Source organism: Cryptosporangium sp. NPDC048952, assembly GCF_043197895.1.
Taxonomy (GTDB): Bacteria; Actinomycetota; Actinomycetes; order Mycobacteriales; family Cryptosporangiaceae; genus Cryptosporangium.
Genome location: NZ_JBICTY010000002.1, coordinates 58240 through 71906 on the forward strand (window position 1 = coordinate 58240; position 13667 = coordinate 71906).

General features: G+C 69.9%; 16 protein-coding genes. 6 read left to right on the forward strand and 10 right to left on the reverse strand.

Translation table 11 applies throughout. The features are described 5' to 3' along the window. Positions 1 to 90 precede the first annotated feature (90 nt). Positions 91 to 552 (reverse strand): phage tail protein, encoded by a 462-nt coding sequence (locus ACGFY5_RS08375; RefSeq protein ID WP_392718822.1) that lies wholly within the window; start codon positions 550 to 552, stop codon positions 91 to 93. Positions 553 to 622: 70 nt separating this feature from the next. On the opposite strand from ACGFY5_RS08375, the gene ACGFY5_RS08380 reads away from it, so the two are divergent. The 4 genes from ACGFY5_RS08380 to ACGFY5_RS08395 all read left to right on the forward strand — a co-directional run bounded on the left by ACGFY5_RS08380 (position 623) and on the right by ACGFY5_RS08395 (position 3278). After that, positions 623 to 1069, forward strand: coding sequence for a MerR family transcriptional regulator (locus tag ACGFY5_RS08380; RefSeq protein ID WP_392718824.1), 447 nt, complete (start codon positions 623 to 625; stop codon positions 1067 to 1069). Next, positions 1066 to 1452 carry a PPOX class F420-dependent oxidoreductase gene (locus ACGFY5_RS08385; protein WP_392718826.1) on the forward strand — a complete coding sequence of 129 codons (387 nt, stop codon included), beginning with the start codon at positions 1066 to 1068 and terminating at the stop codon, positions 1450 to 1452. The genes ACGFY5_RS08380 and ACGFY5_RS08385 overlap by 4 nt, the downstream gene beginning before the upstream one ends. Before the next feature lie 120 nt (positions 1453 to 1572). Beyond that, positions 1573 to 1935 carry a PadR family transcriptional regulator gene (locus ACGFY5_RS08390; RefSeq protein ID WP_392718828.1) on the forward strand — a complete coding sequence of 121 codons (363 nt, stop codon included), beginning with the start codon at positions 1573 to 1575 and terminating at the stop codon, positions 1933 to 1935. Further along, positions 1932 to 3278 carry a permease prefix domain 1-containing protein gene (locus tag ACGFY5_RS08395; protein WP_392718830.1) on the forward strand — a complete coding sequence of 449 codons (1347 nt, stop codon included), beginning with the start codon at positions 1932 to 1934 and terminating at the stop codon, positions 3276 to 3278. Before ACGFY5_RS08390 ends, ACGFY5_RS08395 begins: the two co-directional genes overlap by 4 nt. On the opposite strand, the gene ACGFY5_RS08400 is transcribed toward ACGFY5_RS08395, so the two are convergent. After that, positions 3265 to 3957 carry an ArsR/SmtB family transcription factor gene (locus ACGFY5_RS08400; RefSeq protein ID WP_392718832.1) on the reverse strand — a complete coding sequence of 231 codons (693 nt, stop codon included), beginning with the start codon at positions 3955 to 3957 and terminating at the stop codon, positions 3265 to 3267. The two genes, ACGFY5_RS08395 and ACGFY5_RS08400, sit on opposite strands and share 14 nt — an antisense overlap. 65 nt (positions 3958 to 4022) lie before the next feature. On the opposite strand from ACGFY5_RS08400, the gene ACGFY5_RS08405 reads away from it, so the two are divergent. Continuing rightward, complete coding sequence (locus ACGFY5_RS08405; protein WP_392718834.1) at positions 4023 to 4733, forward strand: hypothetical protein; 711 nt, start codon at positions 4023 to 4025, stop codon at positions 4731 to 4733. Here the strand turns inward: ACGFY5_RS08405 and ACGFY5_RS08410 are convergent, their stop codons facing one another. Both ACGFY5_RS08410 and ACGFY5_RS08415 read right to left on the reverse strand, forming a co-directional pair. Next, complete coding sequence (locus ACGFY5_RS08410) at positions 4734 to 5795, reverse strand: hypothetical protein (RefSeq protein ID WP_392718836.1); 1062 nt, start codon at positions 5793 to 5795, stop codon at positions 4734 to 4736. Next, positions 5792 to 6373, reverse strand: a complete 582-nt coding sequence (locus ACGFY5_RS08415; protein WP_392718837.1) for an RNA polymerase sigma factor — start codon at positions 6371 to 6373, stop codon at positions 5792 to 5794. Before ACGFY5_RS08415 ends, ACGFY5_RS08410 begins: the two co-directional genes overlap by 4 nt. 114 nt (positions 6374 to 6487) lie before the next feature. Here ACGFY5_RS08415 and ACGFY5_RS08420 point away from each other — a divergent pair, with 114 nt between their 5' ends. Beyond that, on the forward strand, positions 6488 to 7162 hold the full coding sequence (locus tag ACGFY5_RS08420) for a GAF and ANTAR domain-containing protein (RefSeq protein WP_392718838.1): 675 nt from the start codon (positions 6488 to 6490) through the stop codon (positions 7160 to 7162). On the opposite strand, the gene ACGFY5_RS08425 is transcribed toward ACGFY5_RS08420, so the two are convergent. The 6 genes from ACGFY5_RS08425 to ACGFY5_RS08450 form a co-directional block, all read right to left on the reverse strand. Then, complete coding sequence (locus ACGFY5_RS08425) at positions 7159 to 9123, reverse strand: transglycosylase domain-containing protein (RefSeq protein WP_392718840.1); 1965 nt, start codon at positions 9121 to 9123, stop codon at positions 7159 to 7161. The genes ACGFY5_RS08420 and ACGFY5_RS08425 overlap by 4 nt on opposite strands. A 45-nt stretch (positions 9124 to 9168) precedes the next feature. Further along, positions 9169 to 10515, reverse strand: coding sequence for an MDR family MFS transporter (locus ACGFY5_RS08430; RefSeq protein WP_392720439.1), 1347 nt, complete (start codon positions 10513 to 10515; stop codon positions 9169 to 9171). 176 nt (positions 10516 to 10691) lie between these two features. Beyond that, positions 10692 to 11447: an ABC transporter permease gene (locus ACGFY5_RS08435; protein WP_392718842.1), complete on the reverse strand. Its 756-nt coding sequence runs from the start codon at positions 11445 to 11447 to the stop codon at positions 10692 to 10694. Beyond that, positions 11447 to 12196: an ABC transporter ATP-binding protein gene (locus tag ACGFY5_RS08440; RefSeq protein WP_392718844.1), complete on the reverse strand. Its 750-nt coding sequence runs from the start codon at positions 12194 to 12196 to the stop codon at positions 11447 to 11449. Before ACGFY5_RS08440 ends, ACGFY5_RS08435 begins: the two co-directional genes overlap by 1 nt. Then, complete coding sequence (locus tag ACGFY5_RS08445; RefSeq protein ID WP_392718846.1) at positions 12193 to 13047, reverse strand: DUF4097 domain-containing protein; 855 nt, start codon at positions 13045 to 13047, stop codon at positions 12193 to 12195. The genes ACGFY5_RS08440 and ACGFY5_RS08445 overlap by 4 nt, the downstream gene beginning before the upstream one ends. 26 nt (positions 13048 to 13073) lie before the next feature. Beyond that, entirely contained in the window at positions 13074 to 13589 is a 516-nt protein-coding gene (locus ACGFY5_RS08450; RefSeq protein WP_392718848.1) for a hypothetical protein, read from the reverse strand. Positions 13590 to 13667: the final 78 nt, after the last annotated feature.

Here is a 13667-nt window from a genome sequence, read left to right on the forward strand (position 1 = left end):
TTCCCGGGCCTACGACCGGCGGTCGTAGGCCCCCAAACCTGTCGTAAGGCCGGAAACCCGTCGTAGGGCCGAAAAGCTGTCGAGCGCCGGTCAGTGATCCTTCTTGATGACGAAGTACGAGCCCCGAATCGTGCCGGCCAGCTTCGACTTCTGCCGCGCGAACTTGAACGAGGAGAGCTCCTCGGGAACCTCCATGCCGTCCGACAACTTGAACCCGACCGCGCGCTTACCGCCCTCGTCGAGCCCGTACATCACGTTGACCGACAGACCACTCTCGTAGAACACGTACGCCATCCGCATGTTCTCGACCTGGAACCCGGTCGCCTCCAGCGGGCGCGACCCGATGACGATCCCGCGCTCCTCCGAGAGAATCTCGTGCACCCACGCGACCGTCGCCTCCGCGTCACCCGCGGGATCGACAGTGAAAACGTGGTCGTACTTGTTCTTGAAGTACCGCGCCTCGTTGGCCCGCAGGCCGGCGAGCGCATCTGCGACCGGTGACGACTCGAGGCCGACGGTTGACACGGTGGTGAAGTCCACGGCATACGACACGGCGCATCCCCCTTTTCCCCGGGGACGATAACTTGCGCTGGAGTGCGCTCCAGGAGGCACGCTGGTGCCCATGACGACGGCTATCGAAAGCTGGCGTGGGATCGCTGAGGTCGCCGAACTGTGCGGCCTCAGCCAGGACACGCTGCGCTGGTACGAGCGGGAAGGTCTGATCCCGCAGGTGCGACGCGGCCCGGACGGGCGTCGCCGGTTCAGCGCCCGCGACACCACGCTGCTGGTGATGCTCGCCAAGCTGCGCGCCACCGGCATGCCCACCGAGGACATGCGCGCGTTCTCGCGCATGGTCGGGGAAGGTGCGGCCAGCCACGGGCGTCGATTGGCGCTGCTGGAACGGCACCGGCTACGGATCCGGGAGCAGATGGACGCGTTGCGCGACGCGTCGCTGGCGTTGGAATCGAAGGCCGACCACTACCGGTCGCTGATCGATGCCGGTCTGGACTGCGACGGCGTACCGGTGAGCGCGGACGTTGCCCGTGCCCAGGCGGAGGGCGCCGCGTGACCGTACCGGCGAGTCACCAGGACCTGCTCACCCGGCCGCTCTTCGGCCACCTCGCGACCACCCGGCCCGATGGCACGCCCCAGGTGAACCCGATGTGGTTCAGCTGGGACGGAACGGCTCTCCGTTTCACCGGCACGACGACGCGCTACAAGTACCGCAACATCACGGGTAACCCGGCGGTGGCCGTGTCGGTCAACGACCCGGAGCAGCCGTACCGGTACCTGGAGGTCCGGGGCGTCGTCACCAGCATCGAGCCCGATCCGGACGGCACGTTCTTCCTGAGCCTGGCCGAGCGCTACGGGTTCGCGATGGACGGCCCGCCCGCCGACGTCGCGGACCGCATCGTGTACGTGGTCGAACCTCGCGCGACCAGCTCTCAGTAGCCGCGGGTGGCGGCAAAGACCAATCGAGTTGCGCCGCCGCGCCGAAACCGGGCGGGGGGCTTGCGCGGGGGTTGATACCTAGAACTACTATGCATCGCAGTTCTAGGGTCAGGAGGTCGGATGCGTATCACGAAGGATCTGGTCGCCGCGTCCGCGACCCCGTTGGTGCTCGGCATCCTCGCGGAGAGCGACAGCTACGGCTACGCGATTCTCAAGCAGGTCAACGAGCTCTCCGACGGGCAGCTGGAGTGGACCGACGGGTTGCTCTACCCGTTACTCCACCGGCTGGAGCGGCTGGGGCACGTGGAGTCGTTCTGGGAGACACCGCCCACCGGGCGGAAGCGCAAGTACTACCGGATCACCGCGCAGGGGCGCGCGGAGCTGGTCGAGCAGCGGCGGCAGTGGGCCGCGGTCATCGCCACGCTGCGTGGGGTGTGGGATGCGCGCGCGCTTCCGCCGCTCGCGTGGGAGGGGGGACTGTGACCACCGATCTGGAAACGCAGATCGCGGACTGGCGCGCCTACGCCGAGCGTCGCCGCGAACTGCACAACGCCGACACCGACGAGCTCGAGGACCACCTCCGCGCGCGGATCACCGAGCTCACCGACGCCGGCCTGCACAGCGACGAGGCGTTCCTGATCGCGGTGAAGCGGATGGGCAGCCTCGACGAGCTGTCCCGGGAGTTCGCGCGGGAGCACTCCGAGCGGCTGTGGAAGCAGCTGGTGCTGCCTGGGGAGGAGCCGTCGAGCGGACCACCGCGGCGGGAGTTCCTCGCGGCCCTCGTCTGCGCGGTGATCGCCGCCGCCGCGGTGAAGCTCCCCGCGCTCTTCGGCTTCGACCTCGACGACGACCCGGCGTTCTACGGGCGCAACCTCAGCCTGTTCGTGCTGCCGGCGCTGGCCGGGTACTTCGCCTGGCAGCGCCGGGTGTCGCCGCGCGTCATCGCTGTGGTTGCCGCGTTGTTCGTCCTCGGGGCGGTCGCGGTCAACGCCTACCCGATGGACGAGGACTCGCAGAGCCTCGTCATTTCCGCCGTGCACCTGCCGCTCGCGCTGTGGCTGGTCGTCGGCCTCGCGTACGTCGGCGGCGACTGGCTGGACGGGCGCCGGCGGATGGACTTCATCCGGTTCACCGGCGAGTGGGCGATCTACTTCGCGCTGATCGCGCTGGGCGGCGGCGTCCTCACCGGGTTCACCGTCGCCACGTTCGAGGCGATCGGCGTCGACACCGAGACGTTCATTTCGCAGTGGCTGCTGCCGTGCGGTGCGGCGGGCGCGGTGATCGTGGCCGCGTGGCTGGTCGAGGCGAAGCAGAGCGTCATCGAGAACATGGCGCCGGTGCTGACCCGGGTGTTCACGCCGCTGTTCGCGGTCGCGCTGCTCGCGTTCCTGATCGGGCTGGTCTGGACCGGCAACCTCGACGTCGAGCGGGACGTCCTGATCCTGTTCGACCTGCTGCTCGTCGTCGTCCTGGGACTGTTGCTGTATGCGATTTCGGCGCGGAATCCCGCCGTCGGACCCGGGTGGTTCGACCGGCTGCAGCTCGGCCTGGTGGTTTCTGCCCTTTTGATCGACGCTGTGGTGCTCGCCGCGATCACTGGGCGGATCACCGAATTCGGGTTCACCCCGAACAAGACCGCGGCGCTGGGCGAGAACCTGATCCTGCTCGCCAACCTGGCGTGGAGCGCGTGGCTGTTCCTCGCGTTCGTGCGCCACAAGGTGAAGTTCGCGGCGTTGGAGCAGTGGCAGACGCGGTACGTGTTCGTGTACGCGGGATGGGCGTGGTTCGTGGTGCTGGTGTTCCCGCTGATCTTCACATTCGACTGACGTCGAGGTCGAGGAGGTCGGCGAGCGCGGTGCGGCCCTCGGGGGTGGGGCGCACCGCGCGCGTCTTGCCGGCGCGGACGAGCCAGTTGTTGCGGAGGAAGGTCGTGCAGAGGGTGGCGCCTACGGTGCCTGCTACGTGGGGGCGGCGTTCGGTCCAGTCGAGGCAGTCGCGGGTGAGGGGGCGTCGGGTGGGGTGCAGGGGGGAGCCGAGTGCTTTCGTGAACCAGTTCGTGCCGGCCGGGGTCACGGTGAGGCCGCCCTCGGCGTGCAGCAGGCCCTTTCGCACCATGGCGTCGGTGACTGCCACGCCGAGGGTGCCGGCGAGGTGGTCGTAGCAGGTGCGGGCGCGGCGCAGGGCGGCGTCCGCGGTCACTGCCGTGAGCCCGCTCGATGAGGGTGGGCGGGGCTCGACCCGGGACGAGAGGTCCTCGAGCAGGTCGGCGACCGAGGCGTCGGCCAGTTCGACGTAACGGTGGCGGCCCTGGCGCCGCTCGGTGAGCAGGCCGCCGCCGACGAGCCGGTGCAGGTGCTCAGTGGTGGTGGAGCGGGCGACTCCGACGTGACTCGCCAGCTCGCCGGCGGTCCAGGCTCGGCCGTCGAGCAGGGCCAGGCACAGTGCGGAGCGCGTCTCGTCGGCGAGCAGCGACGCGAGGGCGGCGAGGTCCCGGGCGGTGGTCACTCGTCTATTTTCCGCCCGGGACCGTTCGGTCGGGGCCGAACGGTTCGGGGCCTAGCGTCGGGGCGATGAGCATCCTCACCGACCCGGCCTACATCGTGCCGCCCGTTCCCGACGCCTCACGCGGGGTCGCGTGGTTGCGGGCTTCGGTGGCCCGCTTCAGCTCCGGCGATGCCCACCGCCGCCGCCGAGCCCTCGCCGTAGCCCTGCTAGCCACGATCCCACCCGATACCCTCGCCGACCACTTCGCCGCCGAAGCCGCGCTCGCCGCGCGGGCGGAGGGCGCCGCGACCGCCGAGGGCGCCGCGTTGGTCGAGGGCGCCGCGGATGCGGGCGGGGGGAGTGGCGCGCCGCATCCGGTCGCGGTGCTCGCTCGCGCGCTAGGGATCGAGGTGCCCGTCGAGTGGGTGGAAGAGGTTGCGCAGGGCTATCAGCCTGGGACCGGGGACCAGGGGAGGGCCGATCTTGCGGTCGAGCGGCTGGTGGGGCGGCTCGGAGGTGTGTACGACGAGGCTACGGCGGCACGGATCGGGGTGTTGGTGCAGGCGTGTCAGGCCACTGTGGCGCTCATCGACCGCTCCACGAACGCGTCTGTCGACGACGTGCTGCGCGACGATCCGCCCGCGCCTGCGACCAAGCGGCTGGCTCCGAACGGGGAGATCGTCTGGGTACCGCTCTCCGGCGACCTCGCGTTCGGCGCCGGCCCCCACGCCTGCCCGGGCCGGGCCCACGCCCTGGCCCTGGTCCGGGCAGCCACCGCCCGGTCGCACGCCGACTGATCACCGCACGGGAGAAGTGCTCCATGAGGTCGGTGCGTTCACGTCGCCGAAGGGCGTGAGGCTCGCGGCGATCGTCAGGCACTCGGACCGCACCGTCTCCCGGGTAACCCCCGGCTTGGGCCGGCACGTCACCTCACCCACGTTCCGGCTGAACACCTGCCGCACCACCTCGTCGACCCCATCGGTCCGCACGCTGGCCTCCCGCCCGTTCACCGTCGTGTTCGACGGATACTCCTGCTGCACGAGCCGGTCCGGCGTCCACCGCACCTCGGTCTCCTTCAACACCCCCGCGCTCGGACCGAACCGCACCGACGTCGAACCGGTCTCCTTCGGCCGGTGGACGATGGAACCGAGCACCCACGCGTGCGACGGACCCGTGACGGTGAACGGCAACGCCACCCGCACCGGCGACTGGGGCCGCAGCCCCGCCGCGATCCGCGCCGCGAACTCCGCGTTCTCCGACGAATCCCCCTCGAACCCGAAGAGCTGGACGATCGCCCCGGCGCCGTCGGCCCACTCCCAGCGCAACCAGCTGCGGCGCGTAGCAGCCCGCTCCGACCAGGTCGACGCTTTCCCGTTCACGTCCGGACCCGGCACGGTGGTGTCGGCCGGCAGATGCTGGAGCGGCGCCGGCGCGGTTCGCGGCGTTATCGAAATCTGGATCATCGGTTCGGCGTACCCACCGAGCCGCACCATCTCGTCGGACCGCGACACGGCACGCTCGGTGACCGGGAAGTCCGCCGGCACCCAGTTGGGCGTCAACCGCGTCCACAGCGGGTCGAACGTCGTCGGATTCACCGGCGGCGGCCCGGAGACCGACGGCGACAGCGCACCCGACGGCGGATGGGTCGCCACCGGCGCCGGCTCCGGCGACGGCGACCCAGCCCGCAACACCCCGATCGCCGTGAACACCACGACCAGCACCGCGGCCGCCGCAGCCAGCGGCAACAACCAGCGGCGCCGCGACGGCGCCTCGTCGTACGTCTCCTCCAGCACCCGGGCGCGCAGCGCGGAATGGACGCCCGGCGGTAGATCACGGGACGGTGGCGGCAGATCGTTCATCGCTGGGTCCCCGCTTCCGCGCGGTCGGTGAGGGTGGCGGACAACCGCGCCCGCGCGCGGCTGATCCGGGATCGGACGCTCGCCTCGGTGATCCCCAGCACCTGGGCGGCGTCGGCATAGGAGACGCCGGACCAGACGCAGAGGGCCAGCGCCTCGCACTCGGCGCGGGGCAACGAGGCGGCGGCCTCGAGCAACCACCGCATCCGACGCTCGTCGTCCAGGCGTTCGGCGACGTCGTCGGCGTGGTCGGGCACGCTCGGCGCGGGCCCGGCGCGGTGACGCACCGCGATCTGGCGTCGCAACGAGCGGTGCTCGGTACGGACGGTGTTCGTCGCGACGGTCAGCAGCCACGGCAGCGCCGACGAGCGGGTCAACGTCACGTCATCCCGATGTCGCCACGCAGAGAGGAACGTGGCCGCCACCGCGTCCTCCGCCATCGCCCAATTGCCGGCCAGCCGGAAGCAGTGGTTGTAGACCGCGCGGGCGTGCCGGTCGAACAGCACGCCGAAGGCGTCGCGGTCACCGCGGGCCGCGGCTGCCCACAACGATCGGTCGTCCGGGTCCTCTGGGCTCGTCACATCTTCCTGAGACCGGCATCGACCGGTGTGTTGCACGATTCGGGCGGTATTCGGACCGAACGTGGTTACCCCTGGCTGAGATCGGTCACTACACGGGGTGTGGTTCTCGACAAGATGGCTGAACTCAGCCGTATCGTCCTCGCCGACACGCCACTCGACCAGGTACTTCTCCGCGTCGCCGAGGTCGCGCGTGACGCCGTTCCCCGGGTCTCCGGCGTCTCGGTGACGCTGCTGGTCAACGACCGGCCCACCACCGCGGCGTTCACCGCCGACCTCGCACGCGAACTCGACGAGCGGCAGTACCGCCAGGGCCACGGCCCGTGCCTGGACGCCGCCCGCGGCGGTGAGACGCTGATCGTCGACGACATGCGCAGTGAGCCGCGCTGGCCGGTGTACGCGCCGCAGGCCGCCGAGCGCGGCGTGTTCAGCAGCATCTCGTCGCCGCTGCCGGTGCAGGAGCACGTCGTCGGTGCGCTGAACATGTACAGCTCCGAGAAGGGCGCGTTCGACGACGAAGCCGCCGGGGTGGCGGCACTCGTCGCCGACTACGCGGCGGTCGCCGTCGCCAACGCGCACCTCTACGCGACGACGTCGGAGCTCGCCGAGGGCATGCGCAGCGCGATGGAGTCGCGGGCCGTCATCGAGCAGGCGAAGGGCATCCTCATCGCCGAGCACAAGTGCTCGGCGGAGGAGGCCTTCGCCCAGCTCACGACGGTCTCCCAGCACACCAACCGCAAGCTGCGGGACGTCGCGGCCGCGGTGGTGGCCCGGGCGCAGGGGCTGCGCTAGGCGTTGCCCCGCTTGTCGCCGGCGTGGACCGGCTTTCCGAACGCCTCGACCTCCGTGGCCTTGAGGCTCGAGGTCATGACGTCGCGCCAGATCGCTCCCGGCACACCCGACCCGCGGACGTTGATCTTGCCGTTGACACGTTCCGCGTCGGGGATCGTCGTGCTCTCGCCCTTACCGGCCCAGACCGCGGTGACCAGCTGCGGCGTGTACCCGACCACCCACGCGTCGGACGAGCTGCCGTACTGCTGACCGCCGGACTTGGCCGCCGCCGGACGTCCGATCTGCAGGCTCCGGTCCGCCGCGTAGGACTGCTGCAGGACGTACGACACGTCGCGGCTGGTCGCCTGGTCCCACGCCTTCGTCGGCTGGGCGACGTTGGCCGCGTGGTCGAAGAGCACTGTCTTGCCGTCCGCGTCGATCACCGTCGCGACGAAGTACGGCTGGCGCTGGACGCCGTCGGCCGCGAACGTCGCGTACGCGGTCGCCTGGTCGAGCGCCGAAACCCGGTACCGGCCGAGCGCGAGCGAACCGTCGACGTTCGCCTTGTCGGTTTGATCCTTGTCCAGCGTCTTGTACCCGGCCCGCTTCGCGTCCTGAGCGACGTTCTTCGCCCCGTTCTTCAGCGTCGCAGCCCAGAACACGGATTCGACGGACTGCACGGTGGCCGTGGTCAATGAGCACCGCGGGCCGCACGAGCTGCTGTTGTCCAACGGCTTCGGGCGGTCCTCGAACTTCTGCCCGGAGACGCCGTTCCACAGCGAGTCGATGCTGTACCCGTTCTTCACCGACGTGGCGAGCACGATCGGCTGGAACGTCGCGGCCGCCGGGTGCGCGCCGAGCGTCGACGCCTGGTCGAAGTTGCCGTAACCCCGCTCGCCACCGTAGTAGGCGCGGACCGCGCCGCTCCTCGGGTCGAGCACCACGACCGCGGCTTCGGTGTCCTTGTCCTTCACGTGCGTGTTAGCGGCCTGCACCACGGCCTTCTGCACCTGCGGGCTGATCGTCGTCTGGACGGTCAGGCCGCCCGTGTTGATGTCCTGTTCGCTGAAGCCGATCTGCTTCAGTTCCGACTCGATGCGCTGGCCGAGGACGCCGGAGGAGCCGGTGCGCCAGGCCGAATACTGTGGCCGCACCTGCGCCGCCACCTTCGGGAACTGCATCTGGGCGCGCGCGGCCCGGTCCAGGTAACCGGCGCTCACCATGGCGTCGAGCACGCTGTTCCAGCGGGTGCGAGCGGCGTCGGGATTGCCGAACGGGTCGGAGCGCGACGGATCGTCGATCAGCGCGGCGAGCACGGCGCCTTCCTCGACGGTCAGCGTGTCGACGTCCTTGCCGAAGTACGCCTGCGCGGCCGCCTCGATCCCCGACGCGCCGCGGCCGTAGTAGATCGCGTTCAGGTAGCCGATCAGGATGTCGTCCTTGGACATCGTCTGTTCGAGCTTCGCGGCGTACACCGCCCGCCGGACGCTTCCGGACCGGCCCACGTTCGTCGACACCGCATTGCGCACGTACTGCTCGGTGATCGATTCCTTGCCCGAGCTTCCCGCCACCAGGTACCGGAGAGCACGGGTGCTGCCCGAGAGAAACCCGTGCGACTTCTCGAAGTCCGGGTCCTGGGCCGCGACCACGGCCTGCTGGACGTGTTTCGGCACCTCGTCCAGCGATACCGGGACGCGATTCTCGGTGGTGAACGTCGCGAGCGGGGAGTTGTCGACGTACTTGATCTGGGTGGTCGACGAGAGCTTGGGAATCGGCGGCAGGTCCGTGGTGCTCCACGCCACCCAGGCGCCGACCGCCGCCAGCACCAGCCCGATGACGACCACGACGGCCACGATCCGCAGACGACGGGGACGGCCGCGTCCCTCGGGCGGAGCGGATGGGGGAGTGTCACCGGGTGGCGGCGCGTCAGCCTTCGTGTCGTCGACTTCGGCTTCGATGACGTCCGGCTGATCGATCGGCATCGCGTGATTCTGTTGTGGATTGCGGCGAAATGCAATTCACGCAGCTCACGCCGGTTCACTCGCGTGATCGCGGCCGGGCAGGGCCGCGGCGGCGATCAGCATGACGACCGCGAGACCGACGAACACGACGACGATGCGGCCGATCGCCTCGGTCAGCAGCGCCGGGGTGCGCTGGTGCGAACCCAGCACGGCGTTGACCAGCGCGCCGAACGCCGCGGTGCCGACCGCGCTGCCCATCGAGCGCAGGAACAGGTTGTTCGCCGTGACGACGCCCCGCTCGTGCCAGCCGACGCTCGACTGCGCCGCGATCAACGTCGGACTGGCGGTGAGTCCCATGCCTCCGCCGATGACGAAGCAGCAGGCGGCGACGAACCAGACGCTGCTGTGTTCGTCGAGCAGGAGCAGCAGCGCGGTGCCGGCGAGGATGATCGTGGTGCCGATCAGCGCGCACACGCGGAAGCCGTAGCGCAGGTAGATCTTGCCGGAGCGCGACGCGGCGATCGGCCACCCGATCGTGAGCGTGGCCAGCGCGAACCCGGCCACCAGCGGGCCGTGCCCCAGCGCCTCCTGCACGTACGTCGGCACGTACGACGTGAGCCCGAACAGCACCGCACCGAGCGTCAGCGACACCAGACCGCTGGTGACCAGCAGCCGGCGCCGGAACACCCACAGCGGCAGCACCGGTTCGTCGACCCGGCGTTCCACCAGAACAAAGACCACCAACAGGGCGACGCCCACCGCGACGGTTCCGAGGCCGGCCGGCGAGCCCCACGCCCAGCGCTCGCCGCCCTCCAGCAGGGCCAGGATGAGCAGCGTCAGGCCGCCGGTGAGCAGGGCGGCGCCGGTGTAGTCGATCTTCGGGCGCGTGCGTTCGACGCGCTCGGAGAAGTTGCGGAGCACCATCGTTGCCGCGATCAGGCACAGCGGGACGTTGACGAAGAAGATCCAGCGCCACGAGACGTACTCGCTGAACACGCCACCGAGGGTCGGGCCGACGACAGCGGCCATGCCCCAGATGCTGGCCATGTAGCCCTGGATGACCGCCCGTTCCTCGGTCGTGTAGAGGTCGCCGGCGATCGTGATCGTCATCGGCATGATCGCGCCGGCGCCGAGGCCCTGGACGAGGCGGAACACGATCAGTGCGCCCATGCTCCAGGCGAAGCCGCAGAGGATCGAGCTGATCAGGAACATCGCGATGCCGAAGAGGATGACCGGTTTGCGGCCGAAGAGGTCGGCGAGCTTGCCGTAGATCGGGACGGTGACCGCTTGGGCGAGCAGGTAGATCGAGAACAGCCACGGGAACTCGTTGAAGCCGCCGACGTCGGAGACGATCGAGGGGACCGCGGTCGCGAGGATCGTGGAGTCGAGCGCGACCAGGGAGGTCGAGAGCATGAGGGCCAGCAGGATGGGTCCGCGATCCGAGCGGAGGCCGACTCCTGGAGACGACTCCAGCTTGGTCACGATCGTTCCTCCCCGCCCGACGGTTGCTCGGTACACACATTAACCCGGGCCCTAACCGGCCATCACCCAATGGCGGGATGGGATGACCGCACGGATCCGTCGAGGCGTCAGGAGATGCGCCGGCGGTACACGGCCACCGCACCGGCGTACGCGACGAGGAGAATCCCGACGCACCAGGCCAGCGCGGCCCAGATGTCGGACCCGACCGGCTGCTCGGTGAACAGGGCCCGAAGAGCGTCCGCGATCGACGTCACGGGCTGGTGCTCGGCGAACGCCCGGAGCGGGCCGGGCATCGAATCGGTGGGGACGAACGCCGAGCTCAGGAACGGCAGGAACAGCAGCGGGTAGCCGAACGCGCTCGCGCCGTCCGGGGTCTTCGCGATCAGGCCGGGAATGACGGCCACCCACGTCAGCGCCAGCGTCAACAACAGCACGATGCCGACGACGGCGAGCCACGCGCCGAACCCGGCACCGGACCGGAATCCCATGGCCAGCGCGACCAGCACGACGACGACCAGGGAGATCGTGTTGGCGATCACCGAGGTCAGCACGTGGGCCCACAGCACGCTCGAGCGGGCGATCGGCATCGACTGGAACCGTTCGACGATGCCGTTCTGGATGTCGGCGAAGAGCCGGAACGCGGTGTAGGCGACCCCCGAGGCGATGGTCATCAGCAGGATGCCGGGGAGCAGGTACGACACGTACGACTTCGACCCGGTCTGGATCGCACCGCCGAACACGTAGACGAAGATCAGCATGAAGAAGATCGGCACGAGCGTGGTCGTGATGATCGTGTCGACGCTGCGGGTGACGTGCCGCAGCGACCGTCCGAGCAGCGTGACCGTGTCACCGAGGAACGTCATCACTTGTCCTTCGCGGTCAGGGCGAGGAAGACGTCCTCGAGGCTGGGCTGCTTCTCGACGTACTCGACCTCGGCGGGCGGCAGCAGCTTCTTCAGCTCCGCGAGGGTGTCGTTCACCAGGATCTGACCCCCATGGAGGATCGCGATCCGGTCGGCGAGGTGTTCGGCCTCGTCCAGGTACTGGGTCGTGAGCAGCACTGTCGTGCCCGCATCGGCCAGTTCGCGGATCGCGCGCCACACCTCCAGGCGGGCCTCCGGGTCGAGCCCGGTCGTCGGCTCGTCGAGGAAGATGATCGGCGGGTTCCCGATCAGGCTCATCGCGATGTCGAGGCGGCGGCGCATGCCACCGGAGTACGTCGACGTCCGCCGTCCGCCGGCCTCGGTCAGCGCGAACTGGCGCAGCAGGTCGTCGGCGATCTTCTTCGGATCCGGGAGATGGCGTAACCGGGCGACCAGGATCAGGTTCTCGCGCCCGGTGAGGATCTCGTCGACAGCGGCGAACTGCCCGGTGAGGCTGATCGAGTTCCGTACCTCGCCCGGTTCCGTGGCGACGTCGAAACCGTTGACGTCCGCGGTGCCCCCATCCGCCTTGAGCAGCGTCGACAGGATCTTGATGACTGTGGTCTTGCCGGCGCCGTTGGAGCCGAGCAGCGCGAAGATGCTGCCCCGGGCGACGTCGAAGTCGACGCCGCGCAGCACGTCGAGGTCCTTGAACGACTTCCGCAGCCCCGAAACGGTGATCGCGCTCATGACGGAGCCCCCACCGATCGGTAGATCAGGATGTCGCCGAACGCGGTGCGGGCCTTCACCTCGGCGCGGTTGTCGGTCGCGGCCGGCCCGCTTGCCGCGTCGAGTTCGTTGACGACGCGACCGAAGTCGGTGTGTACGTCGAGGCGGGCGGCGGTGCCCTGCTGGATGCCGACCTCGACGCGCCCGGCCGCGGTCTTCAGCGTCGCCGTGCCGCTGACGACAGCGGTGAGGCGGATGTCGCCGAGCGCGGTGTTCGCGGTGACCAGCCCGGCGGTGTGCTCGGCGGTGATGCTGCCGTTCGCGGAGCGCACCTGCAGGTCGCCGGCGGCGTCACCGATCCAGCTGTCGCCGTTGCTGTTCGCCAGCACGGCGCGCCCTCGCACCGACCGGACGGTGAGCTGCCCGGATGCGGTCGTGAGGTCGGCGTCGCCGGCGACGTTTCCGGCCGAGATCTGACCCATTCCGGTGGTCGCCGTGAGCGAGGCGACGTCCTCGACCTGCAGATCACCGGCGCCGCTCTTCAGCCGGGTGGCGCCGAGCGTGCCGGAGCAGCGGAGCGCGCCCGCGCCGAGCTTGGCGTCGACCGAGGAGCCGGTCGGAAGTTCGATCGTGACGTCGACGATTCCGGCCCGGCGGAACGGGCTGTACGAACGCGGACCGCGGACGGTCAGCCGGCCGGACGCGAAGTCGACGACGGTGTCCTGCGCGTCGCGGACGTCACGGTCACCGGCCGTATCGGCGGGGGAGATGGTCACGACGGTGTCGGAGCGCTCGCCCGCGAGGATCCGGATGTCGCCGGCGACCATGTTGAGGTCGACGGAGATCGGCTGCGGGGTGTCGTAGGTGGGCATCGCGGTGCTCCTTCGGGAAGTGACGGTCATCGGACCCAGCCCGTGTAGCGCTGACCGACGCCCGGCGACGCGGTGGGCGGGGTGCGGGGTGGGGTCTGGCCGGGGTTGCCGACGCTCACGGCGACGGTCGCGGTGCGGATGAGCCAGGTGTTGATCGAGACGCCGGCCACGGCGGCCGCCTGCTCGACCCGGGACTTGAGGTTCTCCGGCAGCCGCAGGCTGATCCGGACCGTGGTGGTGTCGTCGTCGCTGTCGGCGACCGGCGGAGCGGTGGGCTCGGGTGCCTCGGGCGTCTCCGGAGGCGGCGGCGTGACGACGAACGACGGTTCGCGCTGACGCAGGCGCAGGTCCACCGAGCCGGGCGCGAGGTCCCGGGTGATCTCGGTGGCGGCTTCGGAGAGCGCGTCCAGCAGGGCGAGGCGCAGCGCGGACTCGAGCGGCGCGGTGAGCCGCTCCGCTAGTTCGCGGGCGTCGTCGCCACCGGCCGCCGCGGCGAGCGCGAGCTCGTGGCGAACGGCGTCGACATAGGGGCCAAGTTCCATGGCGCCATAGTGGCATCACTTTGATGCCATGCGCAATGCCAATCGTCAAGCTGTGGCATCACGGGTGCGCACGGTGAC